Genomic DNA, 16,438 nt, shown 5'->3' with positions numbered 1-16,438 from the left:
CGGTCTTCCTCCTTCATCGTGACTTCTTCAGGCGGTCTCGGTTTCCGGTTTGAACACCGGACCCAGCGCGCCGACGCGGACGCCGGGGCGCAGCCGCTGCCAGGGTAGCAGCGCCGGGTCGACGGCCATCGGGCCGGGAGCGGCGCAGACCATCAGGGTCGAGGCGATCGGCTCGAAATCGGCGCGGAAATGGACCGAGCTCTTGACGATCAGGATCGGCTCCTCGGTCGGTTCGATCCCGACCTGGCGGAACATCTCCTGATCGGCCATTTGCGCCTTGGCCGAGACCAGCACGATCCTGAGATCGCCGAGCTTGAGGCAGGCGGAGGCGCCCATGTTGAGCACCCTGCCGCGATAGAACGGGCCCTTGGCCTCGAAACTGCCGTCGGAAAGACTTTCGATCAGGAAATCCGCGGTGAAGGGCGCGTCGCCCTCGACGCCGGATTGCCCGCCGATCGTCAGCGTGACGGTGGCGCCAGCCCCTGCGGCATGGGCGGCCTGTGCCGCCGCCGGATCAAAGAGGTTGCCGATGGCGCCCCTGGCCCCCAGCGCGACCATGGCCCGGATCATGCCGGTGGTGTTGCTGTCGGCGCCGGCGCCCGGATTGTCCTGGGTGTCGGAGATCACCACCGGCCCCTCGCGCCCGGGGGCCGCCGCCAGCCGCATGGCTTCGGCGACACCTTCCTCCGGCGTCCAGACCTTGCCCTTGAAGGCGGGCTCGGCGGCCTCGATCGCCGCCATCATCTTGTCGGCGGCCTCGGCCGCGCCGGGGCCATAGGCCAGCACGGTCATCTGGCATTCAGGGAAATCGGCGGCCGGAAAGCCCATGTTAAAGCTCATCTCGCGGTCGGTTCCCGCCAGCTCCTCCAGCAGGGCATAGAGACCCCGGGCAGGTTCGGCATGGGTGCATTGCCAGGCGATGGCGGTCAGGAAAGGGGCGACGCGCATCGCCTTTTCCGGCTTGGGACCGGTCAGCATCCGCCCCAGCGCCTTGGCGCCGCGCAGCCCGGTTTCGGCCATGTCGACATGCGGATAGGTGCGATAGCTTTCCAGCACATCGGCCATTTCGAACATCTTCGCCGTGACGTTGGCATGCAGATCCAGGCAGACGACGATCGGAATGTCCCAGCCCAGCTTGTCGCGCAGGCGGGCCAGCAGCTCGCCCTCGCCATCATCGTGATGTTCGGTGACCATGGCACCATGCAGATCGAGGAAAATACCGTCGAGCGGCAGCTCCGCCTCGATCCGCTCGATGATCTCGCCGGCGATCCGCTCGAAGGCGTCCACGGTCACATGGGCCGAAGGCGAGGTGGCGCAGAACAGGGTGGGGCGCAGGTCCCAGCCTTCGGCCTCGCCTTCGCGGATGGCGCCGGAGATTGCGGCGTTGATGTTGCGGCAGGTGTCGATGATTTCCGCGCCGCGCAGCATCCGCCCCGAGCCGCCGCCGCCGGCGAAATCCTCGTAGGTGGCCTTGGAGGGGCCGAAGGTATTGGTTTCATGCAGAAAGCCGCCAATCGCGATACGGGGGGCAGTCATGAGAGCTCCATTGGATATCTGGTGAGGAAAGGGCGGCCCGGTCAGGCCGCCACAGGTCTGAAGTTGGCGAAATCCCAGTCCCGCCCCGGCGCGGCCGCCAGCAGGGCCTGGGTGTATTCGTGCTGCGGATTGCCCAGCACCTGGGCGGTGGCCCCCATCTCGACCACCTCGCCGCGGCGCATCACGCAGACATCGTCACAGATCTGGGCGGCGACGCGCAGGTCATGGGTGATGAAGAGGATGGCGATGCCGGTGCGCTCCTGGATCTCGTCCAGCAGCTTCAGCACCTGGGTCTGAACCGATACATCGAGCGCCGAGACCGCCTCGTCGGCGACCAGAAGCTCAGGCTCCATCGCCAGGGCACGGGCGATGGCGATCCGCTGCCGCTGCCCGCCCGAGAACATGTGCGGATAGCGCTGGGCGGCCGAGGCGGGCAGCCCCACCAGTTCCAGCAATTCCGCCGCGCGGGTGCGGGCCTGTTCCTTTGGCATGCCATAGTTCACCGGGCCCTCGATGATGCTCTCCTCGATCGTCAGCCGGGGATTGAGCGAGCGATAGGGATCCTGGAACACCATCTGCAGTTTCTTGCGGAAGGGGTGCAGGCCCGAGCGGGTCAGCCCGCCGATCTCCTGCCCGCCGACGCGGATGCCGCCCGAGCTGGGGTCGATCATCCGCATCACGCAGCGCGCCACCGTGCTCTTGCCCGATCCGCTTTCGCCGACGATGCCGAGGGTGCGACCGGCCTTCAGCTCGAAGGTCACGTCGCGCGCGGCATGGGTTGTCTTGCTCTTCGACAGGAATTTGCCGCCACCATAGATCTTGTTCAGCTCGCTCACCTGCAACGCCGGTTTCGGATCGGTGACCGGTCGCGCCGGTCGCGGCACCAGAGAGGGGACCGAGGACAGCAGCTGGCGGGTATAGTCCTTTCGCGGTGCAGAGAGGATCTGTTTGACCGGGCCGTCTTCGACCAGATCGCCCTTGTTCATCACATAGACGCGGTCAGCGATTTCGGCGACCACCCCCATGTCATGGGTGATGAACAGCACGGCGGTGCCATGCTTGATCTGCAAGTCCTTGATCAGCTTGAGGATCTGGAGCTGGGTGGTGACATCGAGCGCGGTTGTGGGTTCGTCCGCGATCAGGAGGCGCGGTTCCAGCACCAGCGCCATGGCGATCATGATCCGCTGCCGCTGGCCGCCCGAAAGCTGGTGCGGATAGCTGCGGGCGATCCGCTCGATATCCGGCAGGCCGACCTGGTCGAGCATGTCCATCACCTTGGCGTGGCATTCGGTGTTGGACAGTTTGGTATGAGCCTGCAGCACCTCGGTGATCTGATCGCCGACCTTGATCACCGGGTTCAGCGCCGTCATCGGCTCCTGGAAGATCATCGACATCCGGGTGGCGCGGGCATCGCGGAGTTGCGCCGGGCTGAGGTCGAGAAGGTTCTCGCCATCCAGCAGGATGCGCCCCGAGGTGACCTTGAGCGATCCCTTGGGCAAAAGACCCATGGTCGCCAGAGAACTGACCGATTTGCCCGAGCCGGATTCGCCCACCAGGCAGACCGTCTCGCCCTCGTTGATCTCGATCGAGATGCCGTGGATCACCTCGATCCCGGCCTTGGAATCGACGGAGACATGCAGGTCTTCGATTTGCAGAACGGGCATGATCAGTCCTCCCTCTTGCCCATGCGGGGATCAAGGATGTCGCGCGCGGCATCGCCCAGCAGGTTGATCGACAGGATGCACAGCGACAGCGCCAGACCGGGCCAGAGGATCAGCATCGGCATCAGGCGGAAATAGATCCGCGCCTCGGCCATGATGTTGCCCCAGGTGGGGGTCTCGGTCGAGACGCCGGCGCCGAGGAAGCTCAGGATCGCTTCGGTCAGGATCGCCGAGGCGCAGACATAGGTGGCCTGCACGGTGAGCGGCGCGAAGGTATTGGGCATCAGGTGGCGCCACAGAACCCGCGGCATCGAGGTGCCGAGCGCGATGGCGGCCTCGACATAGGGTTCCTCGCGGGCGGAGAGCACGATGGAGCGGACCAGTCGCACCACCCGGGGGATTTCCGGGATGGTGATAGCGGCCATCACCGTCCAGATGCTGGCGCCCATCAGCGACACGATGGCAATCGCCAGCAGCACCGAGGGCATCGCCATCAAGCCGTCCATGACGCGCATGACGATGGCGTCGGCGGTGCGGAAGAAGCCCGAGACAAGGCCGATCGCCAGGCCCAGGACCACAGCCATGATGGTGACGCCGATGCCGATCACCAGCGACACCCGGGCGCCATAGATAACGCGGCTCAGCAGGTCGCGGCCGAAGTTGTCGGTGCCCAGCGGATAGTCCGGCGATGGTGCCTGCAGCCGCATCGACGGGTTTTGCAGGATCGGATCATGCGGCGCGATATAGGGGGCGAAGATCGCCACCAGGATGATCAGCAGCAGGACCACCGCGGCGATCATCGGCGCAATGCCGACGCGGTCGGTGAGCTGGCGGGTGGAGAGGGGAAAGGCCCCCCGCAGGAATTTCGCGGCCATCAGTAACGAATCCTCGGATCGAGCAGGGAATAGGAGAGGTCGATCAGCAGGTTGATCAGAACGTAAACGCCCGAGGTCAGCAGGATCAGCGCCTGGATCACCGGGTAGTCACGGGCAAAGATGCTGTCGACGGTGAGCCGGCCGAGACCGGGAATGTTAAAGACGCTTTCGGTCACCACCACGCCGGAGATCAGCAGCGCGAAGCCGGTGCCGATCACCGTCATCACCGGCACCGCCGCATTGCGCAGCGCGTGGCGGAACAGCACCCGCCGCTCGGTGAGCCCCTTGGCGCGGGCGGTGCGGACGTAATCCTCGTTCAGCACGTCGAGCAGGCTGGCCCGCGTCATCCGGGCGATCAGCGCGATATAGATCGACGCCAGCGTCAGCGCCGGCAGGACGGCGCGGGCGGCGAAGCCGGCAAGGTCCTTCGACGGAGCCTTATAGCCCTGCACCGGCAGCCATTTCAGGTCGATGGCGAAGAGCTTGATCAGCAGATAACCGATCACGAAGACCGGGATGGAAAAGCCCAGCACCGAGAAGGTCATCACCAGGTGGTCGACCCAGCTCCCCTGCTTCCAGGCGGCCAGAACTCCCATCGGAACGGCGACGATCACCGACAGGCTGAGCGTGATGATGGCGATCCAGATGGTCGGCCACATGCGGTCGGCGACCAGATCGATCACCGGTTTGTTCGAGATCAGCGAGGTGCCGAAGTCGCCTTGCAGCAGGGCACCGATCCAACGGAAGAACTGCACCAGCAGCGGATCGTTCAGGCCAAGCGTGTCGCGGATGCGATCAAGCTGCTCGGGGGTGGCCATGTCACCGGCCAGGATCGCGGCAGGATCGCCTGGCGTCAGACGCAGCAGCAAAAAGACGAAAACAGCCACGACCAGCATCACCGGAATGGCGGCCAGCACGCGGCGGAGTAAATAGATGGGCATCTCGGCTCCTTCCTGCGGGGCAAGGCTCCGGCCGGGGCGGCCGGCCGGAGTGTCTTGATCAGGTCTTGGGGGAATTGGGCGCGCCGTCCTCCTCGGAGGCACGGCGCGCCGTTGGCGTCAGCCTTCGGTTTTCTCGATGCCCCAGAACACCGGGAAGGGTGTGGCGGAGACGCCTTCGAGCTTGCTGCTCCAGCCCGAGGGGCTGAAGTATTGGCCGAGATGGATGTAGTTCACATTGTCCATCACGTGGGCCTGGATCTTCTGTGCCACCATCTTCTGGCTGTCGAGATCAGCGGCGGCAGCGAATTCGCCCAGCAGCGCCTCGATCTCGGGATCGTTCGGCCAGCCGAACCAGGCCTTGTCGCCGCGGCCGTTCAGCATGATGTTGGCCAGCGGGTTGGACACTTCCGGCACGATCCAGTTGGTGAAGAAGATGTTCCAGCCACCGTCCGCCGGGGCGGCCTGGCTGGCGCGGCGGGTGACCAGGGTCTGCCAGTCCATCGGCTGCAGGTCGACGTTGAAGCCGGCATTGCGCAGCGCCTGGGCGGCGACGATCGGCTGGGCGGTCAGGGTGACCACGTCGGTCGGCTGCATCAGCACGATGGGCGTGCCGTCATAGCCGGCCTCGGCCAGGAGCTTCTTGGCGCCTTCGATATCGCCGCCCGAGGTCAGGGTTTCCGACCCGTCGGTGAACTCGTAGGGGGTGCCGCAGCCGAAGATCGCGCCGCAGACCTTGAAGTAGTCGGGATTGCCGATCAGCGCGGTCAGCACGTCCTTCTGGCTCATCGCCATCAGCGCCGCCTTGCGGATCTTGGGGTTGTCGAACGGCGGATGCAGGAAGTTCATCCGGCCGATGGTCACGGCGCCAAGCTTCTGCAGCACCTCGACATTGACCCCGTCGATTCCATCAAGCAGCGGCAGCAGGTCGACCGGCACCGCTTCGACAAAGTCGACCTCGCCGTTCATCAGCGCGTTCAGCGTGGTCTGGGCGTCGGGCATGGTCACCCATTCGACGCGGTCGACCTTGACCACCTTGGCGCCGGAGAACCAGCTTTGCGGGCCGGGCGCCGGCACATAGTCTTCGTTCTTCTCGTAGACCACCTTCACGCCGGGTTGGAATTCGTCCGTGACGAACTTGAACGGGCCGGAGCCGATGTATTCGGTGATCGCCTGATCGGCGGGGGTATTGGCGATCCGCTCGGGCATCATGAACAGTGCCAGCCCCGAGGGCTTGGCCATCGCCTGCAGGGTATAGGGGAAAGGTTCTTTCAGCTTGAGCGCAAAGGTCTTGTCGCCGGTGGCTTCCAGGCTTTCCATGCGATCCGAGATCATCTGACCGCCGCCGTCGCGGACCATCCAGCGCTTGATCGAGGCGATACAGTCGGCAGGGGTGACTTCGCCGCCGTCATGCCACTTCAGCCCATCGCGCAGGGTGAAGGTATAGGTCAGCCCGTCGTCGGACACTTCGAAGTTCGCCATCTGCGGCTTGACCTCGAAGTCCGAGTTCACCGCCACCAGCGTGTCGAAGATCATGAAGGCGTTGTCGCGGGTAATGTGGGCGGTGGTGATCACCGGGTCCATCACCCGCAGGCCGGAATGCATCACTGCTGTAATCGTCTCTGCCGCAGCGGGCAGGGCCGATACCAGGGCCATGGCAGTGGCCCCCAGAATGCCAGTACGGAGGTTCCTCCAGATGGACGTCATCTTTGATCCTTCCTGTTGTCGTCGCGTTTCATCAGCGTTCTTGTGGTGCGTGTTTCTCTGGTCGTGGGCCGCACATAACCCGTGTGTGGAGTATCGCGGCGCTTCGGTTTTTCGGGAAAGCGAAATAATGGGGAAGCGGGCGTTTTTCGCAAACTGCCTTAAATATGTGCATTTTTTGCCACTCTGTCGGATCGGCCCGGTCGGTCGGCGAAACGCGGCAGGTTTCGAGGGAGAGAAGAGGCGATGAGTCCGCGCTCTCAACGCCGCGCTTGACGGCATATGGTCGGTGCGGTCAGGCTGGCACGCGTCTGCCTGCCGAATTCGCCGGAGGCGAGATTTCCCCATCTTTTTCAGACAGAAGGCGCCCCACATGTCTCTCGACCAGCCCCTCGATCCGAGTTTGCGCGACAGTTTGGCCAAGGCCGTGAAGGAAGGCTTCGCGGCGCAGATCTCGCTGACGCAAGAGCTGGTGCGCCGTCCCTCGCAACGGGGCGAGGAGCATACCGTTCAGGATTTCATCTTTGCCGAACTGCGCAGGCGCGGCTATCAGATGGAACGTTTCGCCATGGACCCCGAGGCGCTGGCCAATCATCCCGGCGCCGGCAAATGGAGCTCGCAGCACTCCGAGGCGCCGATCGTGGTGGGCATCCACCGGCCGCGCAACGAAACCGGGCGGTCGCTGATCCTGCAGGGGCATGTGGACGTGGTGCCGACGGGGCCTGCGCATATGTGGAGCGATCCGCCCTATTCCGCCACCATCCGCGACGGCAAGATGTATGGCCGCGGGGCAGGGGACATGAAGTCGGGTCTGGTCTGCGGTATCGCCGCGCTCGACGCCCTGCGTGCGCTGGGCTGGCAACCGGCGGCGACGCTCTATCTGCAATCGGTGGTCGAGGAGGAAAGCACCGGCGACGGCGCGTTGATGGCGCATATCCGAGGGTACAAGGCCGATGCGGCGCTGGTGCCCGAACCCACAGGAGAGGCCATGGTGCGCGCCAATCTGGGGGTGATCTGGTTCCGGGTGGAATTCGAGGGGATTCCGCGCCATGTCAGCGAGATGGGCGAGGGGGCCAATGCGATCGATGCCGCGATCCGCACCATCGCCGCCCTGCGCCAGTTGGAAACCGCCTGGAACGACCGGCGGGGCGAACACCCGCTGTTCGCCGAGATGCCGAAGCCGATCAACCTGAACGTCGGGCGGATCGAGGGCGGCGAATGGGCCTCTTCCGTGCCGGCGACCGCGGCGGTGGATTTCCGCATCTCGCTGCTGCCGAACTGGGACGTGAAGGCCTGTGCCGCCGAGATCGAGGCGCATCTGAAGGCCTTCGTCTCGGGGGATCCCTATTTGTCGAACAACCCGCCGCGATTGGTCTGGAACGGCTTCATGTCGGATGGGTATGAGCAGCGCGAGGGCACCGAAGCCGAGGCGGTGCTGGCCCGCGCGCATCAGGCGGTCACCGGCAAGCCGCTGCCTGCGGTGGTGCTGCCGGCCTATATCGACACCCGGATCTATGCGCTTTTCGACAAGATCCCGGCGCTCTGCTATGGCGCGAAAAGCGGGCTTTCGCATGGCATCGACGAATATGTCGAGGTCGCCTCGCTGGAACGGGTGACGCTGTCGATCGCCCTGTTCATCGCCGAATGGTGCGGCTTGGAGCCGATCGAGGCCTGAGAAGGCCGATGCATCAGGGGCGGCCGGGTCAGACCCGGCCGAGCGCCGCCACCGTCTGCATCAGCGCCGGTGAGATTGCGCGGGCAAAATTCTCGGGCGTCCAGTCGGAGGAGAGGCCGGCAATCGTCACCGCCGCGATCGGCTTGCCCGAGGAGTCGAGAACGGCGGCGCCGATGGCGATTTCTCCTGGCAAAAGTTGTTCCACCCCAACGGCATAGCCCTTTTGCCTGGCCTCTTCGACCTTGGTCATGATGGCCTCTTCATCGACCAGCGTCTGGGCTGTATAGCGCCGCCGGTCGGAGCGGCGGATCAGATCGCGGGCCTCCTCCTCGGGCAGGAGCGACAGCACCGCCCAGCCCGCCGAGGTGCAATAGATCGGCACGCTTAAGCCCACCATCATCGCATGCAGTACCTCCCGTTTGGGGGGGAGGCGGAAGGCATAGACCAGCCGCTGATCGTCGATCAGCGATAGGTCGACCCGTTCGTTCACATTGCGCCTGAGGTCGAGCAGCAGCGGCACCGCCGGTTGCAATATATCGTTCAGACGCATCGCGTCGAAGATGTGGTCATAGATGCGGATGCCCGGCACATATCCCCGGTCATGCCGGTCGCGCTGCAGATAGCCAAGCTGGCGCAACGTATGCACGATCCTTTGGGTCGAGCTGCGATCAAGCCCTGCGGCGCGGGCGATTTCACTCAGGCTCATCGGTCGGTCGGTCTCATGAAAGGCGGAGAGCACCATCATCGTCCGCGCGGTGGCGCGCATGAACAGCGGATCGTTCTCGGCGTCGTCATCCAACTTGCGGGACCCCGATTCGCCGCGTCGCAGCAAGCGGTTCACAAAACGGGGCATCGCGATGCATCCCCCGTTCTTGCAGGGTGGGAATCACGTCGTTTCAATGTTGCGTATTTTTTGTGCATTTGGTCGGTTTCCCGGCGACCATGTCGCTTGTATCTGGTTACGGTTTAGGCATGTCATTTACAGGTCATCAATGATCACTATCCGATATTACTGTATCGATAGGCGATACACAAGAAAAGCGACGACAACCTCGATTCGGATGTGGTGACAAAGTCCGTCGCACTCGTGCCGCGTGGCAAAGACCCGGCTCCCCTCTCTCGTAGTGCGGGCCGGCGCCGGGACTTCCACGATGGTTCTGCTGATGGCCTATATCGGCGGTCCCCGGGTGTTGTTCGGTCCGGTTCTGGGCGCCGTGGTGATCGGGCTGAGAAAGTTCCGGCTGTCAGACATCACCCCGGCCTGGCTCGCCGCCGTGAACTCCACGCTTGAGGCCTCGGCCCTGGTCCGGGGCGATGGTGGCACCGCCTATGGCGCCTCGGGGCAGGGGGCACGAGCTGGACGGTTCTGGTCTTTGCCGCCGGCTTCGAGGCGGTGCGCCCGCCCTTCGCCGCGCGCATCTACGGGCGCGAGGGGATCAGCCCGGACGACCATTGCCACCGCGGCATGCAGGCCTATGACCGCATCGCGGTCAACGGCTACCCCGACCTCTTCATCGCCAACGGGCCGAAGAGGATATGCGCATCATGGATCGTCCCGGCAGGCCGCAGGATATCGCGCCGATGGTGGCCTTCCTGCTGTCGCCGGGGTCGGTCTGGCTGCGGGGGGTGAATCTGCCCTGCGATGGCGGTATGCGGGCGCATATCGAGGCGACGAGCCACGGGCTGAACTGAGGAGAAACGGCTGTGACACTTGATCTGTTGATTGGCGGCACCGACGTGCCGGCCGAGGGCGGGCGCAGCTATGCGCGCCACGATCCGGTGACCGGCGCGGTCGCGACCGAGGCGGCGGCGGCCAGCACCGGCGACGCGCTGAAGGCAGTGGCGGCGGCACAGGCGGCTTTCGCCGGCTGGGCGGCGACCGGCCCCGAGGCGCGCCGCGCGGTACTGAGCAAGGCGGCGGACATCATGGAGGCGCGCACGCCCGAGTTCATCGCGGCCATGGTCGAGGAAACCGGCGCCACCCGGATCTGGGCGGGCTTCAACGTGCATCTGGCCGCGGGCATCCTGCGCGAGGCGGGCGCCATGACCAGCCAGATCGGCGGCGAGGTGATCCCCGCGAACAAGCCGGGCACCTTGGCGATGTCGGTGGCCAGGCCGCGCGGCGTCTGCCTGGGCATCGCGCCCTGGAACGCGCCGGTGATCCTGGGCACCCGGGCGGTCGCCATGGCACTGGCCTGCGGCAATACCCTTGTGCTGAAAGCCTCGGAACTCTGCCCGCGCACCCACCGCCTGATCGGCGAATGTCTGGTCGAAGCCGGGCTGCCTGCCGGGGCGATCAACGTGATCTCCAACGCGCCGGAGGATGCGGCAGAGGTCGTGCGCACATTGATCGAGGCGCCGGCGGTGCGGCATGTGAACTTCACCGGCTCTACCGGCGTCGGTCGCATCATCGGTCGGCTCGCGGGCGAAAACCTGAAACCCTGCCTGCTGGAACTGGGCGGCAAGGCCCCCTTCCTGGTGCTGGAGGATGCCAACCTTGACGGTGCGGTGAATGCGGCGATCTTCGGCGCCTTCATGAACCAGGGTCAGATCTGCATGTCGACCGAGCGGATCATCGTGGTCGAGGCGGTGGCCGATGCTTTCGTCGAAAAGCTGGCGGCGCGCGCCGCCGCTCTGCCCTGGGGCGATCCGCGTGGCGAGGTGGTGCTGGGCTCTCTGGTCTCGCCCGCGGCGGCCGAGAAGATGGCGGCGCTGATCGCCGATGCCACCGCCAAGGGCGCCAGGCTGGTCGCCGGCGGCGCGCGCGACGGCGCGCTTCATTCCGCGACGCTGCTGGATGGGGTGACGGCAGAAATGCGCATCTATGCCGAGGAAAGCTTCGGCCCGGTCAAGTCGGTGATCCGCGTCAAGGACACCGAAGCGGCGATCCGGGTGGCGAATGACACCGAATATGGCCTGTCTTCGGCCGTCTTCAGCCAGGACATTACCCGGGCCATGGATGTGGCCAACCGGCTGGAAAGCGGCATCTGCCATATCAACGGGCCGACGGTTTCGGACGAGCCGCATATGCCCTTCGGTGGCGTCAAGGCCTCGGGCTTCGGGCGCTTCGGCGGCAAGGCGGCGATCGCCGAATTCACCGACCTGCGCTGGATCACCATCGAGGATCCGAAGCAGCGCTATCCGTTCTGATCGCTGTGGGCCCTGGCCTGCGAGAGACGTGAGCGCGCCCCGGGATGCGTTCCGGGGCGTTTTGCTGTCGGCCGGACGATGTGCTAGACCCCTGTCAAATCGGCAAGCAACGGGGAGGAGATCGTTCATGTCCCAGGAAATCGAATGTTATCGCGGAGTTGTGCATCCTTGGCTGTGCGACGCCATGGGCCATATGACCACGCGCCACTATACCGCGATGTTCGATGACGGCTCTTATCATCTGCTTGCCGCGCTGGGTTTCGGGCCGGATATGCTGGCCCGCCGCATCGGCTTTGCCGACGTCAATCTGAACATGAATTTCAAGGCAGAGCTGGGGGTCGGCGATCTGGTCGTGGTCACCGGCGGGGTCGAGAAGATCGGCGGCAAGTCGATGATCACCCGCTACACCATGCGCAATCTCGCCACCGGCGATGTGGCGGCCGATCTGGTGGCCAGCACGGTGCAATTCGACCTGGCCGCGCGGCGCGCCATCGAGGTATTGCCGGAAATCCGCGCCAATGCGCGCCGGCTGTTCCCCGAGGCGGAGATTGCCGCGGGCAGCCTGGTCTGACATCCACGAAAGGCCGCCTGATTTTTGGGCAAATAGGCTGGTGATGCTCGGTTTTCTCGCGAAAATCGGGCCGCGGGCCGAAGGTCGGCGCAACCCGGGCTGGAGGCTGCGGTAAAATCAGACGATCCTCGTCCTCAAGACAAAGATGGGGAGGGGCGCGCGATCACCGTGCCGATGCGACAGATGCCTGCGGCGGAGCAGCCGCCGCAGCCGCGGGCCGAGGGCGCGCTTTGGGTTTCGGCCAAGCGGTCGGGGGCCGGCAGCGTGCTGGACCGCTATCGCCCCAGTGGCGCGATGAAGGCGATGTTTCCGCGCCAGCCCGGTCCGTTGCAGGCCATCGTCATCAACTCGGCCGGAGGCATCACCGGCGGTGATCGGCTGCGGCTGCAGGCCGAAGCGGGGGCGGCGGCGCATCTGGTGCTGACCACGCAGGCGGCCGAACGCGCCTATCGCGCCGCCTCGGGCTGGGGGCGGTTCGATAGCCGTCTGCGTGGTGCGCCGGGATCGACGCTCTACTGGTTGCCGCAGGAGCTGATCCTCTATCAGGGCGCGGCGCTGGAGCGATCCCTGCACATTTCTCTCGAAGCCGATGCGCGGCTCCTGATGGTCGAGCCGGTGATCTTCGGCCGCGCCGCCATGGGCGAGCGTCTCACCGATGCCCGGTTTCGCGACCGGATCAGCGTCGATCGCGACGGGCTGCCGCTTTACCGCGACGCGGTGCGACTGGAGGGCGATCTGCAGGCGCAACTGGCGCGGACGGCGCGCGGCGCCGGTGCCATGGCCTCTCTCCTCTATGTCGGGCCGGAGGCGGCGGCGCATCTGGCCCCGGTCCGATCGGCATTGCCGGCGCTTGGCGGCGCGAGCCTCTTGCGCCCCGACGTGCTCGCCGTCAGGCTGCTGGCCGAAGACGGCTTTGGTCTGCGCCGCCACCTTCTGCCCATTCTCGACCGTCTGAGCCAAGACGGGCTGCCCACGTCCTGGAGATTGTAACCGATGCAATTGACCCCGCGCGAAAAAGACAAACTGCTGATCGCCATGGCCGCCGAAGTGGCGCGCAGGCGGTTGGCCCGTGGCGTCAAGCTGAACTACCCCGAAGCCATCGCGCTGATCACCGACGCGGTGGTCGAAGGCGCCCGTGATGGGCGATCCGTCGCCGACATGATGGAGGCCGGGGCCGAGGTGATCACCCGCGAGCAATGTATGGAAGGCGTGCCCGAGATGATCCACGAGGTTCAGGTCGAGGCCACCTTTCCCGACGGCACCAAGCTGGTGACCGTCCACAACCCGATCCGCTGATCCGCAGGAGTGCCCAGATGAAACCTCAGATGAAACACCTGATCCCCGCCCTCGTTCCCGCGTTGCTGATCTGCCAGCCGGCGCTGGCGCATGTGACCCCGGGCGAGCATGGCTCGTTCATGGCCGGCGCCTCGCATCCGATTTCCGGGGCCGATCACATCCTGGCGATGGTCTGCGTCGGGCTCTGGGCGGCGCTGCTGGGGGGCCGCGCGCTCTGGATCGTGCCGACGGCCTTTGTCGGCGCCATGAGTGTCGGCTTCGCCGTCGCGCTCGCCGGCATGTCCTTGCCCCTGGTCGAGCCGATGATCCTGGCATCGTCTGTCGTGCTGGGGCTGCTGGTGGCGGTTGCCGCCCGGATGCCGGTGGCGGCGGGCGCGGCCGTGGTCGCCATCTTCGCGGTGTTCCATGGTCACGCCCATGGGGCCGAGATGGGCGGCGCCCATGCGCTGAACTATCTGGCGGGCTTCGCCGTGGTCACCGCCGCGCTGCATGTCGCGGGGCTGGGCTTCGGTCTGCTGCTGGGCAAGGCCAGCCGCCAGCCGATCCTGCGCGGTGCGGGTCTTCTGGTCGCCGCCGCCGGCTCCGCCCTGGCGCTGGCCGGCTGAGGGCGCGCGCGATGATCCCCGGAGAACTCTTCCCCGCCGAGGGCAAGCTGACCCTCAACGCTGATCGTGTGGCCATCACCCTGATGGTGGCCAATACCGGCGATCGGCCGGTACAGGTCGGCAGCCATTACCATTTCGCCGAGACCAACCCGGGGTTGGACTTCGACCGTGAGGCCGCCCGCGGCATGCGGCTCGACATCGCCGCCGGCACCGCCGTGCGCTTTGAGCCCGGCCAGCGCCGCGAGGTGCAACTGATCCCGATGTCCGGGGCGCGGCGGATCTATGGCTTCAATCAGAAGGTGATGGGGGAGCTGTGACGGGGGTCTCGCCCTTCGCGCCCCTGGCTTGGTCGAACAAGCAACAGAGGATCGTGCCTGCCCCTAGGGGGGGCGCAATCGCGCCCTCCCTGGGGGGAGGGGCGGGCGCGATCCGGATCGCAGGCGATCCGGAAAAGATCATTCGTTTCCCCACCTTTCGCTTCAGCCCAAAGGGGATGTCCTGATGCCCACCCAAATCTCCCGCGCTTCCTATGCCGCCATGTTCGGCCCCACGGTGGGCGACCGGCTGCGGCTGGCCGATACAGATCTGATCATCGAGGTCGAGCGTGACCTGATCGCCGAACGCGCCGGCGCCGCCCTCAGCGGCGGCTCGGGCGCCAATGCGCTGGCCTATGGGGAAGAGGTCAAGTTCGGCGGCGGCAAGGTGATCCGCGACGGCATGGGGCAATCCCAGGTCACCCGGGCAGCGGGCGCCGTCGATACCGTCATCACCAATGCGCTGATCGTCGACTGGACCGGCATCTACAAGGCCGACGTCGGCCTCAAGAACGGGCGTATCCACAAGATCGGCAAGGCCGGCAACCCCGACACCCAGCCCGGTGTCGATATCATCGTGGGCCCCGGCACCGAGGCCATCGCCGGCGAGGGCAAGATCCTCACCGCCGGGGCGATGGACAGCCATATTCACTTCATCTGCCCGCAGCAGATCGAGGATGCGCTGCATTCCGGCACCACCACCATGCTGGGCGGTGGCACCGGCCCGGCACATGGCACGCTGGCCACCACCTGCACGCCCGGCCCCTGGCATCTGGGCCGCATGCTGCAATCGGCCGATGCCTTCCCGATGAACCTGGCCTTCGCCGGCAAGGGCAATGCCTCGCTTCCCGCCGCGCTGGAGGAACAGGTTCTGGCCGGCGCCTGCTGCCTGAAGCTGCACGAGGACTGGGGCACCACCCCCGGCGCCATCGACTGCTGTCTGGGCGTCGCCGACGACATGGACGTGCAGGTGATGATCCACACCGACACGCTGAATGAATCGGGCTTCGTGGAAAACACCCTGGCCGCCTTCAAGGGCCGCACCATCCACGCCTTCCATACCGAGGGGGCAGGGGGCGGCCATGCCCCCGACATCATCAAGGTCTGTGGCGAGGAATTCGTTCTGCCCTCCTCGACCAACCCGACACGGCCCTTCACCAAGAACACCATCGAGGAACACCTCGACATGCTGATGGTCTGCCACCATCTGGACAAGTCGATCCCCGAGGATGTCGCCTTTGCCGAAAGCCGCATCCGGCGCGAGACCATCGCGGCCGAGGATATCCTGCACGACATCGGCGCCTTTTCGATCATCGCCAGCGATAGCCAGGCCATGGGCCGGGTGGGCGAGGTGCTGATCCGCACCTGGCAGACCGCCGACAAGATGAAGAAACAGCGCGGCCGGCTCGCCGAGGAAACCGGTGACAACGACAATTTCCGCGTCCGCCGCTATATCGCCAAATATACCATCAACCCGGCCATCGCCCATGGCATCGGCCATGAGATCGGCTCGATCGAAGAAGGCAAACGCGCCGATCTGGTGCTGTGGTCCCCGGCCTTCTTCGGGGTGAAGCCCGAGATGGTGCTGATCGGCGGCTCGATCGTGATGGCGCAGATGGGCGATCCCAATGCCTCGATCCCGACACCGCAGCCGGTCTATTCGCGCCCCATGTTCGGCGCCTATGGCCGCAGCGTCGAAAACTCGGCGGTGATCTTCGTGTCCGAGGCGGCGCAGGCGGATGGCATCGCGGCGCGGCTGGGGCTGGCGAAACAGACGCTGGCGGTGAAGAACACAAGGACCATCGGCAAGAAGGATCTGAAGTTGAATGACGCCACCCCGCATATCGAGGTCAACCCCGAGACCTATGAGGTGCGTGCCGATGGCGAGCTTTTGACCTGCGAACCAGCCGAGGTGCTGCCGATGGCGCAGCGGTATTTCCTGTTCTGAGGGATCGAGTTCAGCTCGCCTGAGCCCGCCGTGCCACAGAGAACATAGGTTTGCAGCCGGCCCGAGGGTGGGGGCGAACCGGGGCCGACGCCCCGGGAACAGGCTTTCAATGGGGGAAAGTTCCGCGCCCATTCGCCCCTTTGCCTTCCGGTGAGGACGGCGCCA

The 16,438-nt window shown here is 65.6% G+C and carries 14 protein-coding genes and 1 pseudogene; 9 read left to right on the top strand and 6 right to left on the bottom strand.

Features of this window, described 5'->3' with window-relative positions:
* Positions 1-27: 27 nt before the first annotated feature.
* From ACN0V4_RS19295 to ACN0V4_RS19275, 5 genes are all read right to left on the bottom strand, one after another.
* On the bottom strand, positions 28-1,536 hold the full coding sequence (locus ACN0V4_RS19295; RefSeq protein WP_417679147.1) for a M81 family metallopeptidase: 1,509 nt from the start codon (positions 1,534-1,536) through the stop codon (positions 28-30).
* A 41-nt stretch (positions 1,537-1,577) separates the two neighbouring features.
* Positions 1,578-3,200: an ABC transporter ATP-binding protein gene (locus tag ACN0V4_RS19290; RefSeq protein WP_417679145.1), complete on the bottom strand. Its 1,623-nt coding sequence runs from the start codon at positions 3,198-3,200 to the stop codon at positions 1,578-1,580.
* A 2-nt stretch (positions 3,201-3,202) separates the two neighbouring features.
* Positions 3,203-4,072 (bottom strand): ABC transporter permease, encoded by an 870-nt coding sequence (locus tag ACN0V4_RS19285; RefSeq protein ID WP_417679143.1) that lies wholly within the window; start codon positions 4,070-4,072, stop codon positions 3,203-3,205.
* Positions 4,072-5,013, bottom strand: coding sequence for an ABC transporter permease (locus ACN0V4_RS19280; protein WP_417679141.1), 942 nt, complete (start codon positions 5,011-5,013; stop codon positions 4,072-4,074). Before ACN0V4_RS19280 ends, ACN0V4_RS19285 begins: the two co-directional genes overlap by 1 nt.
* Before the next feature lie 117 nt (positions 5,014-5,130).
* Positions 5,131-6,717, bottom strand: coding sequence for an ABC transporter substrate-binding protein (locus tag ACN0V4_RS19275; RefSeq protein WP_417679139.1), 1,587 nt, complete (start codon positions 6,715-6,717; stop codon positions 5,131-5,133).
* Positions 6,718-7,087: 370 nt separating this feature from the next.
* Here ACN0V4_RS19275 and ACN0V4_RS19270 point away from each other — a divergent pair, with 370 nt between their 5' ends.
* Positions 7,088-8,389, top strand: a complete 1,302-nt coding sequence (locus ACN0V4_RS19270; RefSeq protein ID WP_417679137.1) for an ArgE/DapE family deacylase — start codon at positions 7,088-7,090, stop codon at positions 8,387-8,389.
* Between the two features lie 28 nt (positions 8,390-8,417).
* On the opposite strand, the gene ACN0V4_RS19265 is transcribed toward ACN0V4_RS19270, so the two are convergent.
* Complete coding sequence (locus ACN0V4_RS19265; RefSeq protein WP_417679135.1) at positions 8,418-9,242, bottom strand: IclR family transcriptional regulator; 825 nt, start codon at positions 9,240-9,242, stop codon at positions 8,418-8,420.
* Between the two features lie 680 nt (positions 9,243-9,922).
* Between ACN0V4_RS19265 and ACN0V4_RS19260 the strand changes: the two are divergent.
* The 8 genes and pseudogenes from ACN0V4_RS19260 to ureC form a co-directional block, all read left to right on the top strand.
* Positions 9,923-10,081 (top strand): annotated as a pseudogene (locus ACN0V4_RS19260) (3-alpha-hydroxysteroid dehydrogenase); the annotation flags it as partial.
* Positions 10,082-10,093: 12 nt separating this feature from the next.
* On the top strand, positions 10,094-11,539 hold the full coding sequence (locus ACN0V4_RS19255; RefSeq protein ID WP_417679133.1) for an aldehyde dehydrogenase: 1,446 nt from the start codon (positions 10,094-10,096) through the stop codon (positions 11,537-11,539).
* A 127-nt stretch (positions 11,540-11,666) separates the two neighbouring features.
* Positions 11,667-12,110 carry an acyl-CoA thioesterase gene (locus ACN0V4_RS19250; RefSeq protein ID WP_417679131.1) on the top strand — a complete coding sequence of 148 codons (444 nt, stop codon included), beginning with the start codon at positions 11,667-11,669 and terminating at the stop codon, positions 12,108-12,110.
* 174 nt (positions 12,111-12,284) lie between these two features.
* Entirely contained in the window at positions 12,285-13,100 is an 816-nt protein-coding gene (locus ACN0V4_RS19245) for an urease accessory protein UreD (protein WP_417679129.1), read from the top strand.
* Positions 13,101-13,103: 3 nt separating this feature from the next.
* Entirely contained in the window at positions 13,104-13,406 is a 303-nt protein-coding gene (locus ACN0V4_RS19240; RefSeq protein ID WP_417679127.1) for an urease subunit gamma, read from the top strand.
* Positions 13,407-13,423: 17 nt separating this feature from the next.
* On the top strand, positions 13,424-14,011 hold the full coding sequence (locus tag ACN0V4_RS19235; RefSeq protein WP_417679125.1) for a HupE/UreJ family protein: 588 nt from the start codon (positions 13,424-13,426) through the stop codon (positions 14,009-14,011).
* Between the two features lie 11 nt (positions 14,012-14,022).
* A complete protein-coding gene (locus ACN0V4_RS19230; RefSeq protein WP_417679123.1) occupies positions 14,023-14,328 on the top strand; it encodes an urease subunit beta in 306 nt (101 codons plus the stop codon).
* A 184-nt stretch (positions 14,329-14,512) separates the two neighbouring features.
* A complete protein-coding gene (ureC, locus tag ACN0V4_RS19225; protein ID WP_417679121.1) occupies positions 14,513-16,273 on the top strand; it encodes an urease subunit alpha in 1,761 nt (586 codons plus the stop codon).
* Positions 16,274-16,438: the final 165 nt, after the last annotated feature.

It is taken from the genome of Pseudodonghicola sp. (genome assembly GCF_048268305.1).
Taxonomy (GTDB): Bacteria; Pseudomonadota; Alphaproteobacteria; order Rhodobacterales; family Rhodobacteraceae; genus Pseudodonghicola.
Note: the sequence above shows the minus strand (reverse complement) of the source record. Positions and strands in the feature narration are given on the sequence as shown.

Excerpts from the sequence above, each read along its gene's own strand:
- ACN0V4_RS19270 (WP_417679137.1), top strand. The coding sequence starts at position 7,088 with ATGTCTCTCGACCAGCCCCTCGATCCGAGTTTGCGCGACAGTTTGGCC.
- ACN0V4_RS19250 (WP_417679131.1), top strand. The coding sequence starts at position 11,667 with ATGTCCCAGGAAATCGAATGTTATCGCGGAGTTGTGCATCCTTGGCTG.
- ACN0V4_RS19245 (WP_417679129.1), top strand. The coding sequence starts at position 12,285 with ATGCGACAGATGCCTGCGGCGGAGCAGCCGCCGCAGCCGCGGGCCGAG.
- ACN0V4_RS19240 (WP_417679127.1), top strand. The coding sequence starts at position 13,104 with ATGCAATTGACCCCGCGCGAAAAAGACAAACTGCTGATCGCCATGGCC.
- ACN0V4_RS19285 (WP_417679143.1), bottom strand. The coding sequence starts at position 4,072 with ATGGCCGCGAAATTCCTGCGGGGGGCCTTTCCCCTCTCCACCCGCCAG.
- ACN0V4_RS19280 (WP_417679141.1), bottom strand. The coding sequence starts at position 5,013 with ATGCCCATCTATTTACTCCGCCGCGTGCTGGCCGCCATTCCGGTGATG.
- ACN0V4_RS19290 (WP_417679145.1), bottom strand. The coding sequence starts at position 3,200 with ATGCCCGTTCTGCAAATCGAAGACCTGCATGTCTCCGTCGATTCCAAG.
- ACN0V4_RS19230 (WP_417679123.1), top strand. The coding sequence starts at position 14,023 with ATGATCCCCGGAGAACTCTTCCCCGCCGAGGGCAAGCTGACCCTCAAC.
- ACN0V4_RS19295 (WP_417679147.1), bottom strand. The coding sequence starts at position 1,536 with ATGACTGCCCCCCGTATCGCGATTGGCGGCTTTCTGCATGAAACCAAT.
- ACN0V4_RS19235 (WP_417679125.1), top strand. The coding sequence starts at position 13,424 with ATGAAACCTCAGATGAAACACCTGATCCCCGCCCTCGTTCCCGCGTTG.
- ACN0V4_RS19265 (WP_417679135.1), bottom strand. The coding sequence starts at position 9,242 with ATGCCCCGTTTTGTGAACCGCTTGCTGCGACGCGGCGAATCGGGGTCC.
- ureC (WP_417679121.1), top strand. The coding sequence starts at position 14,513 with ATGCCCACCCAAATCTCCCGCGCTTCCTATGCCGCCATGTTCGGCCCC.
- ACN0V4_RS19275 (WP_417679139.1), bottom strand. The coding sequence starts at position 6,717 with ATGACGTCCATCTGGAGGAACCTCCGTACTGGCATTCTGGGGGCCACT.